The organism is Planctomonas deserti (assembly GCF_003067705.1).
GTDB classification, from domain to species: domain Bacteria; phylum Actinomycetota; class Actinomycetes; order Actinomycetales; family Microbacteriaceae; genus Planctomonas; species Planctomonas deserti.
Map to the genome: position 1 here is coordinate 1050391 of NZ_QANL01000001.1, position 18922 is coordinate 1069312.

The 18922-nt window shown below is 70.4% G+C and carries 16 protein-coding genes; 9 read left to right on the plus strand and 7 right to left on the minus strand.

All coding sequences use genetic code 11. From position 1 onward, the window contains the following. Positions 1-40 precede the first annotated feature (40 nt). Complete coding sequence (locus DAI20_RS04805; protein ID WP_108249369.1) at positions 41-2635, minus strand: alpha-L-rhamnosidase; 2595 nt, start codon at positions 2633-2635, stop codon at positions 41-43. Between the two features lie 240 nt (positions 2636-2875). On the opposite strand from DAI20_RS04805, the gene DAI20_RS04810 reads away from it, so the two are divergent. From DAI20_RS04810 to DAI20_RS04830, 5 genes are all read left to right on the plus strand, one after another. Continuing rightward, positions 2876-4186: a Tm-1-like ATP-binding domain-containing protein gene (locus DAI20_RS04810; RefSeq protein ID WP_240605874.1), complete on the plus strand. Its 1311-nt coding sequence runs from the start codon at positions 2876-2878 to the stop codon at positions 4184-4186. Position 4187: 1 nt separating this feature from the next. Then, on the plus strand, positions 4188-5012 hold the full coding sequence (locus DAI20_RS04815; RefSeq protein WP_108249370.1) for a phosphoenolpyruvate hydrolase family protein: 825 nt from the start codon (positions 4188-4190) through the stop codon (positions 5010-5012). Positions 5013-5082: 70 nt separating this feature from the next. Further along, positions 5083-5538 (plus strand): cupin domain-containing protein, encoded by a 456-nt coding sequence (locus DAI20_RS04820; protein WP_108249371.1) that lies wholly within the window; start codon positions 5083-5085, stop codon positions 5536-5538. Next, positions 5539-5931, plus strand: coding sequence for an AraC family ligand binding domain-containing protein (locus tag DAI20_RS04825; protein ID WP_108249372.1), 393 nt, complete (start codon positions 5539-5541; stop codon positions 5929-5931). It begins immediately after the preceding gene. Positions 5932-6009: 78 nt separating this feature from the next. After that, positions 6010-6873 (plus strand): NAD-dependent epimerase/dehydratase family protein, encoded by an 864-nt coding sequence (locus DAI20_RS04830; RefSeq protein WP_108249373.1) that lies wholly within the window; start codon positions 6010-6012, stop codon positions 6871-6873. A 9-nt stretch (positions 6874-6882) separates the two neighbouring features. Here the strand turns inward: DAI20_RS04830 and DAI20_RS04835 are convergent, their stop codons facing one another. Then, positions 6883-7776: an aldo/keto reductase gene (locus DAI20_RS04835; protein WP_108249374.1), complete on the minus strand. Its 894-nt coding sequence runs from the start codon at positions 7774-7776 to the stop codon at positions 6883-6885. 268 nt (positions 7777-8044) lie between these two features. Here DAI20_RS04835 and DAI20_RS04840 point away from each other — a divergent pair, with 268 nt between their 5' ends. After that, positions 8045-8794 carry an SDR family NAD(P)-dependent oxidoreductase gene (locus DAI20_RS04840; RefSeq protein WP_159084916.1) on the plus strand — a complete coding sequence of 250 codons (750 nt, stop codon included), beginning with the start codon at positions 8045-8047 and terminating at the stop codon, positions 8792-8794. A gap of 11 nt (positions 8795-8805) precedes the next feature. Beyond that, a complete protein-coding gene (locus DAI20_RS04845) occupies positions 8806-9231 on the plus strand; it encodes a carboxymuconolactone decarboxylase family protein (RefSeq protein WP_108249376.1) in 426 nt (141 codons plus the stop codon). Between the two features lie 116 nt (positions 9232-9347). On the opposite strand, the gene DAI20_RS04850 is transcribed toward DAI20_RS04845, so the two are convergent. The 4 genes from DAI20_RS04850 to DAI20_RS04865 form a co-directional block, all read right to left on the minus strand. Then, positions 9348-10268: a carbohydrate ABC transporter permease gene (locus DAI20_RS04850; RefSeq protein WP_108249377.1), complete on the minus strand. Its 921-nt coding sequence runs from the start codon at positions 10266-10268 to the stop codon at positions 9348-9350. A gap of 11 nt (positions 10269-10279) precedes the next feature. Further along, positions 10280-11161, minus strand: coding sequence for a carbohydrate ABC transporter permease (locus DAI20_RS04855; RefSeq protein ID WP_108249378.1), 882 nt, complete (start codon positions 11159-11161; stop codon positions 10280-10282). 101 nt (positions 11162-11262) lie between these two features. Continuing rightward, positions 11263-12594, minus strand: coding sequence for an ABC transporter substrate-binding protein (locus DAI20_RS04860; protein ID WP_240605875.1), 1332 nt, complete (start codon positions 12592-12594; stop codon positions 11263-11265). Positions 12595-12782: 188 nt separating this feature from the next. Beyond that, positions 12783-13646, minus strand: coding sequence for an SMP-30/gluconolactonase/LRE family protein (locus tag DAI20_RS04865; RefSeq protein ID WP_306766456.1), 864 nt, complete (start codon positions 13644-13646; stop codon positions 12783-12785). Between the two features lie 36 nt (positions 13647-13682). Between DAI20_RS04865 and DAI20_RS04870 the strand changes: the two genes are divergently transcribed. Further along, entirely contained in the window at positions 13683-14711 is a 1029-nt protein-coding gene (locus DAI20_RS04870) for a LacI family DNA-binding transcriptional regulator (protein ID WP_108249380.1), read from the plus strand. 100 nt (positions 14712-14811) lie between these two features. Beyond that, positions 14812-15819, plus strand: a complete 1008-nt coding sequence (locus DAI20_RS04875) for a LacI family DNA-binding transcriptional regulator (protein ID WP_108249381.1) — start codon at positions 14812-14814, stop codon at positions 15817-15819. 108 nt (positions 15820-15927) lie between these two features. On the opposite strand, the gene DAI20_RS04880 is transcribed toward DAI20_RS04875, so the two are convergent. Continuing rightward, positions 15928-18408, minus strand: coding sequence for a glycoside hydrolase family 2 protein (locus DAI20_RS04880; protein WP_108249382.1), 2481 nt, complete (start codon positions 18406-18408; stop codon positions 15928-15930). Positions 18409-18922 lie beyond the last annotated feature (514 nt).

The window sequence follows — 18922 nt, forward strand, 5'->3', positions numbered from 1 at the left end:
CACCGAGAAGTGCCACCCCATCTCAGAGTGGCACTTCCCGTCAGAGGGCGACGGTGGCGCGGGTCGAGGCGCTGTGCGTTCCCGGGCCGAGGTGCCGGGGCTCCTCGCCCTCGAGATCGAGCACCGCCGTCGTGCCGGTGGGCACCTCGACGTCCACCCGCAGCTCGCCGTTCTCGAGGCGCCACTCGATGGAGGCCCGGCCGTAGGGCGTCTCGTGAGCGGCCGAGGCGCGGGTGAGGTCGCCGCCGGGCCGCGGACGGAAGGTGATGGCTCGGTAGCCGGGGGATGCCGGGGCGAGGCCCGCGACGACGCGGTGCAGCCAGTCCGCCACCGCGCCGAGCGCGTAGTGGTTGAACGACGTCATCGTGCCGGGGTGCACGGTGCCGTCGGGCAGCAGGCTGTCCCAGCGCTCCCACACGGTCGTGGCGCCCTGGGTCACGGCGTAGAGCCAGGAGGGGCACTCCCGCTCGAGCAGCAGTGCGTAGGCGCGATCGAGGTCACCCGTGCTCGTGAGGGCGTCGGCCACCAGCGGGGTTCCGGCGAATCCGGTGGAGATGCGGTTCCCGGCCGCCTCCACGAGCTCGGCGAGCCGAGCTCCCGCCGCCTCGCGCTGGTCGTCGGGCAGGAGGTCGAACGCGATCGCGAGGGCGTACGCGGTCTGCGCGTCGCTGGTGAGCCTGCCGTCCCCGACCACGTACTCGCCCTGGAACGCCTCGCGCACCTGGGCGGCGAGCTCGGCGTAGTGCGCCGCGTCCTCGCCGCGGCCGAGCGCCTCCGCCGTCAGTGCGAGGTGATGGGCCGACCACGCGAAGTACGCCGTCGCGACGAGGTAACGGTCCGTCTTCGCGTCCGCCGGGTCCTGCGGCGGTGCGTCCGGGTCGAGCCAGTCGCCGAGCTGGAACCCCTCGTTCCAGAGGCGGTCGGGGCCCGCGAGGGAGTCGACGAGGTCGACCCAGGCCTTCGCGCTGTCGTACTGCTGCTCGAGCACGCCGAGGTCGCCGAACCGCTCGTAGAGCGTCCACGGGGTGAGCACGGCGACGTCGCCCCATACGGCTCCGGGGCGGATGGGCGTCCACATGTGGTGCGCGGGGATGACGGGGACGTACCAGGGCACCGTGCCGTCGTCGAGCTGCTCGATGGCGACGTCCCGCAGCCAGGAGGAGAGCATGCCGGAGCAGTCGTAGAGGAACGACGCCGTCGGCGCGAACACCTGGATGTCGCCGGTCCAGCCCGCCCGCTCGTCACGCTGCGGGCAGTCCGTGGGAACGTCGACGAAGTTGCCGCGCATGCCCCAGAGCACGTTCTCGTGCAAGCGGTTCAGCAGCGGATCGGACGACTCGAACCAGCCGGTCCGCTCCATGTCGGTGTGGTAGACCCGGGCGACGATGTCACCCGCCGCGACGTCGGCCTCGAGGTCGCCCGGCCAGCCGCTCACCTCGACGTAGCGGAAGCCGTGGAACGTGAAGCGGGGCTCCCACTCCTCGATGTCGCGCCCTGCGAGCGTGTAGAGGTCGCGGGACTTGGCCGTGCGGAGCGGGCGGGTGTAGATCTCGCCGTCCTGCATCACCTCGGCCGTGCGCATCGTGACGGTGTCGCCCGCCCGGCCGGAGACGCGGATGCGGAGCCGCCCCACGAGGTTCTGGCCCAGGTCGAGCACGCGGGCGCCGCTCGGGGTCGTGAGTACCGCGACGGGCAGGACCTCCTCCGTGCAACGGACCGGCGGACCGACGGGCGCCTCGAGCGTGCGCGGATCCCGCTCGGTCACCCGCACGGGCGTCCAGGCGGAGTCGTCGAAGCCGGGCGCGGACCAGCCTGCCTGCTCCTCGCGGGCGTCGTACACCTCGCCGTCGTAGTTGCCCGCGCTGATGATCGGGCCGAACGCCGCGCGCCAGTCGGGTCCCGTCGTGATCGTGCGGACGCTGCCGTCGGCGTAGTGCAGCTCGAGCTGGGCGAGAAGGGACACGTCCGACCCGTACAGGTTGTAAAAGCCGCCGTTCCAGCCCATGCGGCCCCGGTACCAGCCGTCGCCGAGCCACGCGCCGAGCGCGTTGTCGCCGTCCCGCACGAGATCGGTCACGTCGTACGTGGCGTAGCGGAGGCGCTCGTTGTAGGGGGTCCAGCCGGGCGCGAGGGCCTCGCGCCCCACCCGCACCCCGTTCAGCTCGACCTCGTAGAGGCCGTGCGCCGTGACGTAGAGGCGCGCCCGCTCGGGCCGGTCCGCCGAGAAGGACGTGCGGACGAGCGGGGGGCGCCGGTCGTCCGACTCCGGCTCCTCCGGCCAGTCGCCGGTGACGGGCACGGCGGTCCAGTCGGACGGCTCGAGCAACCCCGCCTCCAGGAGGGTCGCGGCGCTCCAGTCCGAGGGAACGTCGCCATCGCCCCAGACTCGTACCCGGACGCCCGCGCGGTCCCGGGAGCCGAGGGGCTCTCCGGGCCAGGGCACGAGCACGGAGTCGGGGGAGGACACCCTGCCGCTGGTGGTCACCGCGTCGCCCCGCGTGACCTCGATCTCGTAGGCGGACTGCACCCAACCGGCGCCCGCCGCCGTCTTCCAGGAGACGCGGGGTGTCCGCTCTCCGACGCCGAGCGGCTCCCGGTGGTGCTCGATCGTGGGCGCGTGAGGTGTGACCGTCATCGGGCACGTCCTTCCCTTATTTTCGGGCAGCGCCGCCCGCATCAAAACGATTCAGCTGATGCTGATGCACCCAGCATACGGATTGGTTGACACGTTTCAATATGTCGCCCAGGATGACTGTGCCGCCGTCGACGGGCGGCGGCGCCCCGGCGTTCGACGACGAACGGAAGGTCCTCCCATGACACGAGCGACGACACGAGCCCCGCGACGAACCGGATTCCCGAGCCGCGGAGGCGCCGCGTGACCGCATCCGCTGCGGCCACCGCCCGGACCGTGACCGTCGCCCTCGTGGGAACGCTGGACACGAAGGGCGCCGAGAACCGCTGGGTGGCCGACCGGCTGCGCGAGCACGGCGTCGAGGTCGTGGTGGTGGATGTCGGCACGCGGGAGGCACACGCCTTCGGTTCGGCCGCCTCCGTCCCCTCCGACGAGGTCGCCCGGGCCGCGGGCGCCGACATCCTCGATCTTCGCGACCGAAACGACCGCGGCGCCGCGGTCACGACGATGGGCGAGGGTGCGGCCGCCGTGCTCGGCGGGCTGCTAGCCGACGGCCGGCTGAACGGGGTGCTCGCGCTCGGCGGCAGCGGCGGGTCCTCGATCGCCGCCCGCGCGGTGCGCGACCTCCCGATCGGCCTGCCCAAGCTTCTGGTCTCGACCATGGCGTCCGGTGACGTGTCGCCGTACGTGGGGGCGAGTGACGTGACGATGATGTACAGCGTCGTGGACATCTCCGGCATCAACTCGATCTCCCGGGTCGTGCTCGGCAACGCCGCCGCGGCCATCGCGGGCATGGCTCACGCCTACGCCGAGCGCGCCGACGCGGAGCGTGCCCGGACGGGTCGGGCCGGGACGGATCGTGCGTCGGGGAACGGGGAGGACGAGCGTCCGCTCGTCGCGGCATCCATGTTCGGCGTCACGACCCCCGCGGTCGAGGCGGCGCGGGCGCGGCTCGAGGAGCTCGGCTACGAGGTCCTGGTTTTCCACGCGACAGGAGCGGGAGGGCGCGCGATCGAGAAGCTCGCGTCGTCCGGGCTGCTCGCTGGGGTGCTCGACCTCACGACGACCGAGCTGGCGGACGATCTCGTGGGCGGCGTCCTCACGGCGGGGCCGGACCGGCTCACCGCCGCGGGCGCCTCGGGCGTGCCTCAGGTGGTGAGCCTCGGCGCGCTCGACATGGTGAACTTCGGCCCCCGCGACACCGTGCCGGAGCGCTTCGGGAGCCGGCACTTCTTCGTGCACAACCCCACCGTCACGCTCATGCGCACGACCGCCGAGGAGAGCGCCGAGCTCGGGCGGCGGGTGGGTGCCAAGCTCGCCGCCGCAACCGGACCGGTCGTGCTCCTCGTCCCGCGCGGCGGGGTGTCCGCCCTCGACGCCCCCGGCATGGACTTCTTCGATCCGGCGGCGGACGACGCGCTGTTCGGCGCGGTACTCGATGCCGTGCGGGATTCGAGTGTCGTGGTGATCGACAGCGAGTGTCACCTGAACGACGACGAGTTCGCGCGGCGCGCGGCGGACGAATTGCACGGACTCGTGCGGAGGGGACACTGACATGGATCGGACGACAGCGCTCGAGCGGCTGCGCCGCACGGCGGCCGAGGGCAGGGCGATCATCGGGGCGGGCGCGGGCACCGGTATCTCCGCGAAGTCGGCGGAGGCCGGCGGCGTCGACCTCATCATCATCTACAACTCCGGGCGGTATCGGATGGCCGGGCGTGGCTCGCTCAGCGGGCTCCTCGCCTACGGCGACGCGAACCAGGTGGTGGTGGAGATGAGCCGCGAGGTGCTGCCGATCGTCCGGGACACGCCCGTGCTCGCGGGGGTCAACGGCACCGACCCCTTCCGCCTCATGGACCGCTTCCTTGACGAGCTGAAGACCATGGGCTTCGCCGGGGTGCAGAACTTCCCCACGGTCGGGCTCTTCGACGGGGTGTTCCGGCAGAACCTCGAGGAGACCGGCATGGGCTACGACCTCGAGGTGGAGATGATCCGGCTCGCCCGTGAGCGCGACCTGCTGACGGCCCCCTACGTGTTCGACGTCGAGTCGACGATCGCCATGACCGAGGCCGGCGCCGACGTGCTCGTTCCGCACATGGGGCTCACCACGGCGGGCACCATCGGCGCGCACACGGCGCTCACCCTGGACGAGTCCGCGGCACGCGTGCAGGAGATGCGCGACGCCGCCGTGCGGGTGAATCCCGATGTGATCGTGCTCTGCCACGGCGGCCCCATCGCCGAGCCGGCCGACGCCGCGTACGTGCTGTCGCACACGAGCGGGGTCGCCGGGTTCTTCGGTGCGTCGTCGGCGGAGCGCCTGCCCACGGAGCGGGCCATCCGCCAGCAGATCGTCGACTTCAAGTCCATCCCCCTCCGGTGACGACCGTCCCCGACCACTCGACCGCCCGAACAACCGGCCACCCGACATCCCGGCGCGAAGGAGCCCCGTCATGACCGATCCGACCCCCACGCCCAGCACCGCTGCCACCGCGCAGACCGGCCGCCGCCCCGACCAGGTGCCCACGCGCACCTTCGACTGGGGCACCATCAAGTGGCTCGTCACGCCGCACCTCGACGAGGGCGTCGGCCTCACCACGGGCGAGGTGATCATCTACCCGGGCAAGGGGCACGACCCGCACACCCACCCCGGCGAGGAGGAGGTCATTTACGTCGTCTCCGGCGAGGGCGAGCAGACCGTCGGCGACGGGCCTGCGTTCCCCATCCGCGAGGGAGACGCGCTGCACATCCCCAAGGACACGCTGCACTCGACCTACAACACCACCTGGCGGCCCCTGCGCCTCGTCGTCGTCTACACGCCCGGTGGCGCGGAGACCGGCCTGGATGGGCTGCCGGACGCGCGCATCCTCGAACCCGGCGTCGCCCCGCTGTGGTCGCAGGCCGGCTGAGTGCCGGTCTACGGGCCGGGACGGTGGCACCATCCCGGCGAGCGACCCGAGTGGAGTGAGATCGCCACGATCGGGCGCTTCGCCGTGCCCCGGGAGGGCGGCCGCTTCGACCGGCACTTCCACGACGACCACGAGATCTGGTTCATCGCCGGCGGCAGGGCGAAGGTGCTCGTCGGCGGCGAGGAGCACTACGTTCAGTCCGGGGACATCGTGCTGACCCGGGCGGGCGACCCGCACGACGTCCTCGAGGTGTACGAGGACCTCTGGGGGTTCTTCACGGAGACGGGCCATCCGAGCGGCGGACGGACCGGGCACCTGCATCGGTCCGAGACGGATGCGGCCGGTCATGACGTGCCCGCGCGGCCGCTCCCCGCGGACTTCCCCGCCCGCTGAGCGATCAGCCGAACGGACCGATCCAACCCGACCAGCCAGACCACTTCAATCAGACCGACCAGAGCACAGGGGGAACGCATGCGCGTGGCCGTCACCGGCAGCACGGGGAAACTCGGGCGCGCCACCGTCGCCAGACTCATCGAGGACGGGCACGAGGTCTCCGGTCTCGACCTCGCCGGCCCGGCGGGGCCGGGCTTCACCCGCGTCGACCTCGCCGATTACGGCCAGACGCTCGACGCCCTCCTCGGCGTGACGGCCCGGCACGAGGGCTTCGACGCGATCGTGCATCTCGCGGCCATACCGGTGAACGGGCTGGTGCCCGACGTCACGACCTTCCACAACAACGTCGCCGTCACGTTCAACGTGCTGCACGCTGCCCTCCGCGCGGGCATCGACACGGTCGTCACGGCCTCGAGCATCACCGCCATGGGATTCCCGTTCGACGAGGCTCCGCCGTCCCTGCCGGTGGACGAATCGTTCTCCCGTGCGCACAACACCTACGGCCTGGGCAAGGTGGTCGAGGAGGCGATGGAGGCGCAGCTCGTCGGCTGGCGCGACAGGCTCAGCATCACCGCACTGCGCTTCACCAACGTCGTCGGCGACGGCGAGTACGACAGCTTCGAGCGCGCCGACGACCCCGCCTACCGCCGCGACCTGCTCTGGAGCTACATCGACGCCCGGGACGGCGCGCTCGCCGTCTCGCTCGCCCTCGAGCACGCCCGTCCGGGTTTCGAGGCATACGTCATCGCCGCGTCCGACACGGGGTCGGCGATTCCGTCCGCGCGGCTTGCGGCGGACGCCTTCCCCGACGTGCCGATCACCAGGGAGCTCGGCGAGTTCGAGACGCTGCTCAGCATCGACAAGGCGCGGAGGTGCCTCGGCTTCGAACCGAGGCACCTGTGGCGGGACGAGGTCCGGGCGGCCGCCGGTCGTTCCCGCTAGCCGCCGCCGCTAGTCGTTGCCGCTCGACGGCACCGCGCCCAGCTCGTCGACCGCGCTGAAGAACCCGTCGGGAACCGTCGTGTCGCGCAGGCGCCGCAGCTCCTCCAGGCGCTCGAGCGATGAGATGCCCACCACCGTGCTGTGCACGATGGGGTTGCGCAGCGAGAAGTGCAGCGCGGCCGCGGCGAGCGGGAGGTTCCACTCGTCGGCGAGCGCGCGCAGCTTCTCGACGTAGGCCATCACCTCGGCCGAGGCCTCGCGGTAGGCGTAGGTGCCGGCCGCCCGCTCGGAGCCGGCCAGCATGCCGCCACCGAACGGGGCGGCGTTGAAGATCGTCATGTTCCGCTCGTGGGCCGCCTCGAAGATGGCCGAGCCGGCGCGGTCCACGAGCGTGTAGTGGTTGTGCGAGAGCACGGCGTCGAACGCGTCGGTGCGCACGTACTCGAGCATGAGGTCGACCGGGCCGGCGGCGATGCCGATGGCGTCGACGACGCCCTGGTCGCGCAGGGAGGTGAGCGCCTCGACGGCGCCGCCCGGCGCCATCGCCTCGCTCACGGTGATGGAGTACGGGTCGTGCAGGTGCAGCACGGGGAGGTGGTCGAGCCCGAGGCGCTCGAGGCTCTCCTCGAGGGACCGCTTCACCCGGTCGCCGTCGAACGCGCGCGTCTGCGGGTCCTCGTCGACTTTGGAGAAGATCACGGTGCCCTCGGGAAGCCCGTTCGCGCGCCGGACGGCCTTGCCCAGTTCAGTCTCGGACGCGCCCTTCGCGTATTTGTTCGAGGTGTCGACCTGGCCGAACTCGGAGGCGACGAGGGCATCCGCGAGCGCCTCGGCCTCCGCGCCGGACGTGCGGTCACCGAGGCTGGACGCGCCGAGGGTGATGGGGGCGAGGGTCTGTGCCATGGGAATCCTTCCGTGTGCCCCGCTGCGGGGCTCCGGGGAGAGTCCATCAGTCCGAGCCCTGCGCGGCAAGCGTCGGGGCTCGCGTGGCGTGTACTGAACCGATTCATCAAGGAGCTGACCGAGCAGGATGGGCGCGACCTGCAGGCTCGTGAGGTTCGCCTCCGCGCCAATTGACACGTTTCAATATGCGCGGGAGAATCGAGGAGGTCGAGGCCGACCGCCCTCGCCGAGGGTCGGGTCGAGGCGGCGGCGGGTTCGAAGGCGAAGCATGAGACTAGAGGGAAAGCGCGCGCTCATCACCGGGGCGGCGGGGGCACTGGGATCGGTCATCGCGGAGGCGCTGGCTGCCGAGGGTGCGGATGTCGCCGGGCTGGACCTCAACGCGGAGGGCCTGGAGCGCACGGCTGCGACCGTGCGGGCGCACGGGCGCCGCGCCTACTCCGCGTCGGCCGACCTCACCGACTTCGACGCGGTCCAGGCGGCCGTCGGCGGGGTGCTGGACGATTGGGGCGGCATCGACATCCTGCTCAACGGCGCCGGCGGCGGAGCCGTGAGCTTCTTCCACGAGATGAGCTACGAGACCTGGTCGACGCAGATCGACCGCAACCTGAACTCGGTCTTCAACGTGACCCGGGCGGTGCTGCCCTCGATGCTCGACCAGGAGTCCGGCCGCATCATCAACATCGCCTCCGTCGCCGCGATCGCCGGGGGCCGCCTCGTGCGCGGAGCCACCGCGTACGCGGCCGCGAAGGCGGGGGTCGTCGGCCTGACCAAGGCCCTCGCCATCGAGGTCGCGGACCGCGGCATCACGGTCAACTGCCTGGCGCCCGGTGCCCAGGGCACCGGAGCCCGCGACAACGACACCCCGGAGCGCCGCGAGGCCCTGCTCGCGCAGATCCCCACCCGGAAGCTGGGGGAACCGCAGCATCTCGCGCAGACCGTGGTCTTCCTGGCGGCTCCGGAATCCGAGAACATCACCGGGGTGATCCTGCCGCTCGACGGCGGGCACTCCATCTGAGGAGGACGACGATGGATCGACTGGAACGCGGGCGCGCCCGCTTCGAGGAACTGTACGGGGAGGGCACGTCCGACGGCCTCATCGGGATGCAGACGGGGCTCGCCCAGGACCTGGCCCGGTACGGTATCGAGTTCAACTTCGGTGACATCTACTCCCGACCGGGGCTCACGCTCGCGCAGCGGGAGATGGCGACCATCGCCGCGCTCGTGGCGATCGGCGGCCTCGAGCCGCAGCTGCGCGGCCACACCCGCGGCGCGATCAACGCCGGACTCACCGCGACGGAGATCCTCGAGACCGTCATCCACACGGTGCAGTACTCGGGCTTCCCGCGGGCGCTGAACGCGATCCGCGTCGTCACGGACACGCTCATCGAGTACGGCGTCGAGGTGCCGGAGCCGCTCGGGCCGCTCGGTCCGGACGGTCCAGACGCGGGTTAGTCACCGGGCGACGAGCCGTCTGGACGAAGAAAAGGGCCCCCACCGGTGTCGGTGGGGGCCCTTCGTTGCCGAAGCCTCACGCGGAACACCACTTCCGCTTACGACCTCGGGGTCAGTCAGCCCTTCACGGAGCCCGCCGTCAGGCCCTTCATGATCCGCTGGTTGAGGAAGAGGTAGAGCACGAGGATCCCGCCGACTGTGATGCAGATCGCCGCGAACAGCGGGCCGTAGTCCGTCGCCCCGTACTCGCCGCTGAAGTTCAGCAGGCCGGCCTGGATGGTGTTGAGCGACCGCGAGCTGGCGAAGGTGATGGCGATGAGCAGGTCGTTCCAGATCAGGAAGAACTGCACGAGCGCGACCGTGAGCACGGCGTTGCGCACCATGGGGAACCCGATCGACCAGAACGACCGCAGGATCGTCGCGCCGTCGATCGTGGACGCCTCGAACACCTCCCGGGGTATCGCCCGGAAGTAGGTCGCCATCATGAAGATCGTGAGCGGCAGCCCGTGCGCGGTGTAGATGATGATCAGCGGCCAGAGCGAGCCGGTGAGCCGCACCTGGAAGAAGATCGTGAAGAGCGGCAGCAGCACCATCTGGGCGGGGATCATGATGCCGGCCAGGATCAGCAGCAGCACGCCGCCGCGGCCCTTGAACACCATCACCTCGAGCGCGAAGCCCGCGGCGACGCCGAGGATGATGATCATGATGAGCGACGGGATGGTCGCGATCGCGCTGTTGCGGATCGTGGTCGCCAGCATGCCGGTCTCCCAGGCGATGGCGTAGTTGTCGAAGCGCCACTCCTGGGGCAGCGCCCAGGAGGGCGTGTTCAGGAACTCGGTGCTCGACTTGAGCGAGTTCATCACGAGCCAGAGCAGCGGGTAGATCTCGATGACCAGCAGCACGGCAATCGTGAGGAACACCGGCACCCGGCGCAGCGCCGAGAACGGCGACCGGCGCTTCGGGGCGGTCGAGGTGAACGGATTGGGGCGGGACAGGTTCTCGGACTGCGAGAGGCTCTCCGCCTGGGTCGTCGTCATCGTGTCGCTCCTTAGGCGGTCACGTCGCGGCGCGACGAACGGAAGATGAACAGGGTCACCACGAGGCACATGATGGTCAGCAGCAGCGCGATCGTGCTGCCGTATCCGTAGTCGCTGAAGGCGAACGCGGTGCGGTACATGTACAGGGTGAGCGGGGTGGTGTCGTTGCCCGGCCCGCCGCCCGTGAGGGCGAACACCGAGTCGAAGACCTTGATGGTGCCGTTGATGCTGAAGATGATCGACGAGAACAGGATGGGCAGCGACAACGGCAGCACGATGTGCCGGAAGAGCGACCACTGCCGGGCGCCGTCGATGCGGGCCGACTCGATGATGTCCTCGGGGATGTCGAGCAGGCCGGCGAAGATCAGGACGCCGTAGAAGCCCATCGACCGCCACACGTCCATGATCACGATGACGAGGAAGGCCGTGTTGCCGGACCCCAGCCAGTCCACGCCGCTGAGGCCGACGTTGACCAGCAGCTCGTTCACGAGCCCGTCCCGGGGCGCCGACTGGAACAGCTTCTGGTACAGGATCGCGATGGCCACGGTGGGCACCACGACGGGGAAGAACACGAGCGTGCGGATGATCGCCGACGACCGCCGCAGCACGAACGTGTAGAGGAGGGCGAGCCCGTAGCCGAGCACCACCTGGCCCACCGTCATAAGCACCGCGTACTTGAGGGTGAAGCCGAAGGCCTCGATCACGTCGGGGTCGGTGAAGAGGCGGGTGAAGTTGGCGAGGCCGGCGAAGCGGAAGCCCTCGAGCGCGTTGCCCCGCACGAACGTGTAGCCGAACGACCAGACCACGGGCACGAGCATGAACAGCGTGTAGACCAGCAGCGCGGGACCGAGCAGGATGGCGATCGCCTTGCGGTCGCCGAGGACGGACTTCATGGGGGGCCTTTCTCGTGGTGTGCGCCGGGATCGGCGAGGGGCTCACGGAACGGTGGCGGCGGCTTCCGAGACGGGAAGCCGCCGCCACCGTTCAGGCGTCGTCAGCCGTTGTCGAGATCCGTCTGGAGCAGCGACATGAAGTCCTCGGGCGTGATCTGACCCGTTACGAGGAGTGCCGCGTTCTTCGAGGAGTCCTGACCGGCCTTGGCGTTGAACAGCGCCTCGAACCAGAGGACGCTCGTCTCGCTGCCGGCGATCCGCTCCTGCACGTCCTGGGTCAGCGTGGGCAGACCCTCGACGGGCTCCTTGGCCTTGAAGCCGGAGATGCTGCCGCTCTGCTCGAGCGCGACCTGGCCGTAGTTCTCGGTGATGCACTTCAGCCAGTCGCCGACCTTGGGCGTGTAGGTGGCCGCGCCGAACGTCTGCGGGAGGCCGACGTTGGCCGGGTACTGGTCGATGCTGCCCTCGCCGCCCTCGACCGCGGGGAACGGCATGAAGCCGATGTTGTCGATCCCGACCTTGTTCTTCTCGGGGTCGTTCGCGCTCTGCAGGAACCAGGTGCCCATGTACATCATCGCGGCGTTCCCGGTCAGGATCTCGTTGTAGGAGCTGTCGATGTCGAGCGACGCGATGTTCTCGCCGAAGTAGCCGTTGGCGCCGAGGTCCGCGACGGCCTGCGCGGCCTCCACGTACTCCGGGTCGGTGAGCTTGGCGTCGCCGTCGGCGACCTTCTGCAGCGCGTCCGGGCCGAGGGAGCGGAACAGGTAACTGCTGATGAGGCGCGTGATGGGCCAGCCCTGCTCGCCCGACGCGGTGAACGGGGTGACGCCAGCCGCCTTGAACTTCTCCGCGGCGGCGACGAGCTCGTCCCAGGTCTGAGGCTCCGAAATGCCCTGCTCGGCGAACATCGCCTTGTTGTAGAAGATGCCCTCGATGTTGAACTGGAACGGCAGGAAGTCGAAGGCGCCGCCGTACAGGTTCTCGATCGTCGAGATGGCCGCGGGCTCGATCATGTCGAGCACGCCCAGCTCCTCGAGCTCCTTCTCGAAGTCAAGCAGCTTGCCCGCCTTCCACAGCTTGGCGCCCTCGGCGGGCGTGCCGGCGGCGGCGAACATCACGGGCAGCGCGTCCTGGCTCGCGAGCAGCTGGATCTGGCCGTCGAGGTCCGCCTGCGGGATCGAGCTGACCTCGAGCGGGAGGGCCTCGTTGGCGTCGGCGCACTGGTCGCCCGCAAGCTCCTCGAGCACGGGCTCGATGTTCGTGTTCTCCGCGTTCTTGAGGTACGTCAGCTTGTCCGGCTCCTGGGTGCCGGTCTCGGCCGCACCGCCGCCGCCACCTCCGCCGCAGCCGGTGAGCAGGAGCGCGGACGCGCCGAGCAGGGCGATGGCGCCCGTGACGGGCCGGATGCGGCCTCGCTTGAATGCTGTGGTCACATTTCCTCCTTGAAAGTGAGCGCCCCGTTGAGACGTTTCAAACGGAGACTAGCCAGGGGCATCCGGGGTGTCAAGCGCCCCGGGGCGCACTCCCGGCGAGCCGATGCGCGGCCGTTATGAAACGATGCAAAAGGCGCGACCGCGCTACGCCGTGATTGCGGGGTGCTGGAGGCGCACCGGAGGAGCGCTCAGCGGGTGGGGCGCTGCGCCTGCCGTGCGGTCACGCGGATGCGATACAGGCTGCTGGAGGCCGTGATGTAGAGGTCCTGGCCGTCGTCGCCGCCGAAGCAGAGGTTCGAGACGCGCTCGGGGACGGGGATCCGGCCGACCATGGCGCCGTCGGTGTCGAACACCTGGACGGCGTCGCCGCTCGAGGTCCACACGCGGCCGGATTCGTCGACCCGGAAGCCGTCCGGCGCGCCGGGGGAGATGACGGCGAAGAGCCGGCCGTTGCTGCAGTGCCCGTCGACCACGTCGTAGACGCGGATCCAGTGCTCGTCCTCGTTCGTGTCGGAGACGTAGAGCAGGCTCTCGTCGGGCGAGAACGCGAGCCCGTTGGGGTGCACCATGTCCGTGACGACGGGACGCACCTCGCCGGTGGCCTCGTCGAAGCGGAAGACGTAGCAGCCGTCGTACTCCTGGGGAGCGGCGTGGCCCTCGCGGTCGGAGAGGATGCCGTAGGGCGGATCCGTGAACCAGATCGAGCCGTCCGACGCCACGACGATGTCGTTCGGCGAATTGAACCGGCCGCCCTCCCAGGCGCCGGCGAGCGTCACGGGCTGCCCGTCGACCTCGCGCTCGATGGTGCGCCGGCCGTGACAGCACTGCACGACGGCGCCGTTGAGGTCCAGGGTGCGGCCGTTCGTGAACTCGACGCCCTCGCGGTGGACGCGGGTCTCGCCGGTGGCGGAATCGAATTCGAGGATCCGATCGTTCGGGATGTCGCTCCAGCGCACGCTGCTGGTCGCGGGCAGCCAGAGCGGGCCCTCGGCCCACTCCGTGCCGGTGTAAAGCTGCTCGAGCATCGCATCCGGCGGGGTAAGTTCGGTCACGGCGACAAGCATGACAGACAGGGGTCGGTGAGCTAAGTGGCGGTGAGCGTTCGGGACGTGGCGTCGCTGGCGGGCGTGTCCGTCGGCACCGTGTCCAACGTGCTCAACCGGCCGGACCGGGTGTCGCCCGAGACGGCCGCGCGGGTGCAGGACGCGATCGCGCGGCTCGGCTTCGTGCGCAACGACGTCGCCCGGCAGCTCCGCATGGGGCGCAGCCGCAGCATCGGCCTCGTGGTGCTCGATGTGCGCAACCCGTTCTTCACGGACCTCGCCCGCGGCGTCGAGCAGCGGGCGGCCGAGGATGGCTACACCGTGCTGCTCGCCAACAGCGACGAGGACAGCGAGCGGGAGGCCGCCCACCTCGACATGTTCGAGGAGCAGCGGGTGCGCGGGGTGCTCATCTCGCCGCTGGCCGACGCGCTTCCCCGTCTTGCCCGGCTGCGCAAGCACGGCATCCCGACCGTGCTCGTGGATCGGATGACCGACGACTCCGACTTCTCCTCGGTGTCCGTCGACGACGTGGCGGGCGGCCGGCTGGCCGTGACCCACCTGGCCGAGACCGGCCGCCGGCGCATCGCGTTCGTGGGCGGGCCCTTCACCATCCGCCAGGTCGCGGACCGACTGGCCGGCGCCCGCGAGGCGGCGTCCCGATTCCCCGGCGTCACCCTCGAGGTGATCCCGACGCGGTCGCTCACCGTGCTCGACGGCCGCGCGGCGGGCGAGCTCGTGCGCGATCGTGCGCCCGCCGACCGGCCCGACGCGATCTTCGCGGCGAACGACCTCCTCGCGGTGGGCGCGCTGCAGGCGCTCGTGATGGCGGGCACCGTGCGCGTGCCGGAGGACATCGCGCTCATCGGCTACGACGACATCGACTTCGCGAGCGCCACGGTCGTGCCGCTCTCGTCCGTGCGCCAGCCGAGCGGGATGATCGGCTATCGCGCCCTCGACCTGCTGCTCGGCGAGGAGGCCGAGGGCCCGGTAGACGCGGGCGTAGACGCGACCCGGGAGCAGGTCGTGTTCCAGCCCGAGCTCGTCGTGCGGCAGTCCACGGCTCCTACGTCCTGAGCGGGCCGGGGGCTCCGGCGCCCGAGCGGGGCGAGCGGCTCCTAGGATTGCCTGATTGCAGGCACGGTCTCGTCGCGGGACGCGACGGGGAAGGACATGCGTGGCCAGGGTCGGGATACGCGAGGTCGCCGCTGCGTCCGGCGTCTCCATCGGCACCGTCTCGCACTACCTGAACCACCCCGCCCGGGTGTCCGCGGAGAAGGCGCGGCGCATCCAGGAGGCGATGGACCGACTCGGCTTCGTGCGGAACAACGCGGGGCGCCAGCTCCGGCTCGGGCACAGTTCGACCATCGCCTACATGGTGCCGAACGTGGGCAACCCGTTCTTCGCCACCATCGCCGAGGGCGTCGAGCAGCGCGCCACGGAGGTCGGGCTGTCGGTGTTCCTGACGAACTCGCGGCGCGACCGCGAACGCGAGGACTCGTACCTCGCGCTCTTCGAGGAGCAGGGCGTGCGCGGCATGCTCATCGCGTCGTCGCGACCGATCGAGAGCAGGCTCGCGCCCATCCGGGATCGCGGCACGCCGTCCGTGCTGGTCGGCCGGCGTGCGTCGTCGCCCGAGCAGCCGTCGGTGTCCGTGGACGACGTCCTGGGCGGATATCTCGCGGTGCGCCACCTCATCGAGACCGGACGCCGGCGGATCGCGTACGTCGGCGGACCGCTCCTCGTCTCGCAGGTCGCGGACCGGCTGCAGGGCGCGAGCAACGCGGTGCGGGAGTTCCCGGGCGTCACCCTGGAGGTGATCGACATTGAGGAGCACGTGATCGCGGAGGGCAGGCGGGTCGCCGAGGAGCTGCTCACCCGCGAGCCCTCGGCTCGACCGGACGGGGTGTTCGCCGTCAACGACCTCGTCGCGATCGGCCTGTTGAACGTCCTCGCGGCGCGGGGCGTGCGTATCCCCGAGGACGTGGCGATCATCGGCTACGACGACACGGAGTACGCGGCGAACTCGCTCGTGCCCCTGTCGTCGGTGCGACCACCCCACGAGGCGTTCGGCATGGCGGCCGTCGACCTGCTCCTGGCCGTGATGCCGGGCAGCGAGACGACGCCGCCGCCGGACCCGCGGCTGGTGTTCGACCCCGAGCTGGTCATCCGCGCCTCCACCTGACCCTCGCCGGCTCTCGCCGAAACGCGTGAGGTGCCGGAATCGGTCCTCCCTGGGCGGGAAAAGGATCCGAATCCGGCACCTCAGCGCGGGTCGCGGGTTGCGGGCGGGCTACGCGGTGGCGGGCTCCGGGCGACGCGCGTGCTTCAGCGTGTTCACCGTCTGCAGCACGGGGTGCGCCACGAGTGCGTCCGTGTCGATGCCGGCGGGACCGGTGACCGTGAAGCGGTGGCTCTCGCCGGGCAGCAGAGTCACGAGCATCTCGTCGACAACCGCATTCGGCGCGAGGCGGTCGACGTTCAGCACCAGGTCCTTCACCAGCGCGTTCGCGGTCACCTCGACCGTGTAGCCGCCGTCGACAACCTCCACGGACGTCGTGATGTCCAGCTCGGGGAGCGCGAGCTCCAGGTCCTCGACGAAGTACCAGAAAGCGCGACGGGCGCCCTCGACGGAGGCCACGAGAAGCTCGCTCTCGGGCGAGCCGGCCGAGGTGACGGACGCGTCGAGCAGCACCGTCTCGTTCGTGCGCGGCGCGACGTCGATGCGGACGCTCTGCGCGGCGAGCTCGGAGCCGTCGATCGCGACGCGGCGCACGGACACCTCGCCGGTCCAGGCGTCGGGGCTGTCGTTGCTCGCGATCAGGGCGAGGCCGCCCTCGCGGGGCTGGATCGTGACGAGACGCGGAGCGTTCAGCGACCGCAGCGCGTACCAGAGCGGCTTGCGGCGCTTGTCGCCGTCCACGGCGGCCCAGCTCGTGACCGGCCAGCAGTCGTTGAGCTGCCAGATGATCGAACCCGCCGTGCGCGGGGAGTACGAGCGGAAGTGCTCGACGCCGTACTGGATGGCGCGCGCCTGGTTGAGCTGCGTCGTGTAGTGCCAGTCGTCGAAGTTCGTCGGCTCCGGCAGGTGCGGGGCGTAACCGCGCTGCAGCTTGCCGTTGCCGTCCTCCGCCTTCTGGTGCGAGAGCACGCCCTCGGAGTCCGGCGCCATCGGGGAGTCGTGCACCGACCGGGTCAGGGTGGAGTAGTTCGGCGGGCCCTGGTAACCGAACTCGGACACGAAGCGCGGGATGTCGTCGCGGTAGGTCGTGTAGTCCTGGCGGTTCCACACCTCCCAGCTGTGCACGGGACCGTGGTTCGGGTCGCGCGGCGTTGCGTAGTTCTCGGGGGAGAACGGGCTGGACGGCAGGTAGGAGCGTGTCGGGTCGACCTCGGCGAGGATGCTGGGCAGCAGGTCGTCGTAGTAGCCGCGGCCCCAGTCCTCGCCCTCGGCGAGCACGTCCTTCCAGCCCCAGTAGTAGAAGCCCTCGACGTTCTCGTTGCTGCCGTTCCAGAACACGAGCGACGGGTTGGGCGCGAGGCGGGCGACGTTCTCCCGGGCCTCGGCCGCGACCTCGCTTCGAAGCTCCTCCGCCTCGGAGTAGGCCGCGCACGCGAAGAGGAAGTCCTGCCAGACGAGGATGCCCTCGCGGTTGCAGATGTCGTACAGGTCGTCGCTCTCGTAGATGCCGCCGCCCCAGATGCGCAGCATGTTCATGTCGGCGTCGATGGCGTCACGGATGCTGCGCTCGTAGCTCTCGCGCGTGACGCGGGGGAGGAAGCAGTCGTCGGGGATCCAGTTCGCGCCCTTCACGAACACGTACTGACCGTTGACGGAGAACGAGAAGCTGGTGCCGTACTGGTCCGGAGCCATCGTGACCTCGACCGTACGGAAGCCGATGTCGTGGCTCCAGCGGTCCACCTCGGCGCCGTTCTGCGACACCGCCACGGACGCGGAGTAGAGCGGCTGCTCGCCGTAGCCGCGGGGCCACCACAGCTCGGGGTTCTCGACCGCGAGCGTCAGGATCGCGGTGGTCCCCTCGACCTCGGCCTCGACCGTCACGTCCGTGCGGCCGGGGCCGGACACGCGTGCGGCGATGGTGAGGAGGTCGTCGTTCGTGCGCTCGAGCTCGACGCGCAGCTCGACGCGCCCCGTGCCGTCGGCGTCGACCGTGACGAGCGGGACGACCTGCGCGATGCGGGCTATGGACCACCGGTGCAGGTAGATCGGCTTCCAGATGCCGGCCGTCGTGAGCACCGGGCCCCAGTCCCAGCCGAAGTTGCAGGCCATCTTGCGCAGCGCGTTGTAGGGCAGGGCGTTGCCGACGAAGGGCTTGGCGCCGATGCGCTCCTCGGCCTCGCGGGCGGAGCGCACGGGGGCGGCGAAGTCGACGGACAGCTCGTTCGAGCCCGCGCGGAGGTTCTGCCGCACGTCCAAGCGGTAGGAGCGGTGCTGGTTGCGGGTGCGGCCGAGCTCGGCGCCGTTGAGCGCGAGCGTTGCGACGGTGTCGAGGCCCTCGGCGACGAGGTCGACGCGCTCGTGGCCCTCGTCCTCGAAGGCGAAGGTCGTGCGGTAGCCGAAGTCCGAGTCGCCGATCCACTGCAGGGCGTGCTCGTTGAGGTCGAGGTAGGGGTCGGGGATGAGCCCGGCGGTCAGCAGGTCGGTGTGCACGGTTCCCGGGACGGTGGCGGGCACCTCGGCGGGGAGGTCGGCCGGCACGGGCCCTCCCAGCGCTTGCAGGGTCCAGCCTTCGTGCAGCAGGGTACGGCTCATGTGTTTCTCCGAACGGTAGGGGATCTCGCGGCGGCAGTGGCGCGGACCGACGGCAGCCGTGATCGGAAGGGGCCACGCTGCCTTGTCGGTACTTTCTACATCTGCTTGACTAAGTATCGCCGCTGCTGCGGTTGAGCGCAATCGAAGGAGAACCCGGCGCCGGGTCGAGCGTCGGTTGCGTCGCGTCCCTTCGACGGGCTCAGGGACCGTAGGGGTGCCGTCCATCGGCGCTGGCCGTTCCCGAGAGCTCCGCGAGCAGCGACGGAATGCGGGTGGTGCGGTTGTCGAGATCCGCGATTGTTCCGCACACGGTCGCTGAGCTTGTTGAAGCGACGTGAGGTGATGTCGCGTCCCTTCGACGGGCTCAGGGACCGCAGGGGTGCCGTCGACGGGCGTCGCGCGTCTCCGAGAGCTTCGCGGGCAGCGATGGGATGCGGGTGGTGTGGTTGTCGAGATTCGCGATCGTTCCGTACACGGTCGCTGAGCTTGTCGAAGCGACGTGAGGTGCGTCGCG

Bases quoted from the DNA above. Each gene is read 5' to 3' on its own strand.
- DAI20_RS04805 (WP_108249369.1), bottom strand. From the start codon at position 2,635: ATGACGGTCACACCTCACGCGCCCACGATCGAGCACCACCGGGAGCCG.
- DAI20_RS04815 (WP_108249370.1), top strand. From the start codon at position 4,188: ATGGATCGGACGACAGCGCTCGAGCGGCTGCGCCGCACGGCGGCCGAG.
- DAI20_RS04820 (WP_108249371.1), top strand. From the start codon at position 5,083: ATGACCGATCCGACCCCCACGCCCAGCACCGCTGCCACCGCGCAGACC.
- DAI20_RS04830 (WP_108249373.1), top strand. From the start codon at position 6,010: ATGCGCGTGGCCGTCACCGGCAGCACGGGGAAACTCGGGCGCGCCACC.
- DAI20_RS04835 (WP_108249374.1), bottom strand. From the start codon at position 7,776: ATGGCACAGACCCTCGCCCCCATCACCCTCGGCGCGTCCAGCCTCGGT.
- DAI20_RS04840 (WP_159084916.1), top strand. From the start codon at position 8,045: ATGAGACTAGAGGGAAAGCGCGCGCTCATCACCGGGGCGGCGGGGGCA.
- DAI20_RS04845 (WP_108249376.1), top strand. From the start codon at position 8,806: ATGGATCGACTGGAACGCGGGCGCGCCCGCTTCGAGGAACTGTACGGG.
- DAI20_RS04850 (WP_108249377.1), bottom strand. From the start codon at position 10,268: ATGACGACGACCCAGGCGGAGAGCCTCTCGCAGTCCGAGAACCTGTCC.
- DAI20_RS04855 (WP_108249378.1), bottom strand. From the start codon at position 11,161: ATGAAGTCCGTCCTCGGCGACCGCAAGGCGATCGCCATCCTGCTCGGT.
- DAI20_RS04880 (WP_108249382.1), bottom strand. From the start codon at position 18,408: ATGAGCCGTACCCTGCTGCACGAAGGCTGGACCCTGCAAGCGCTGGGA.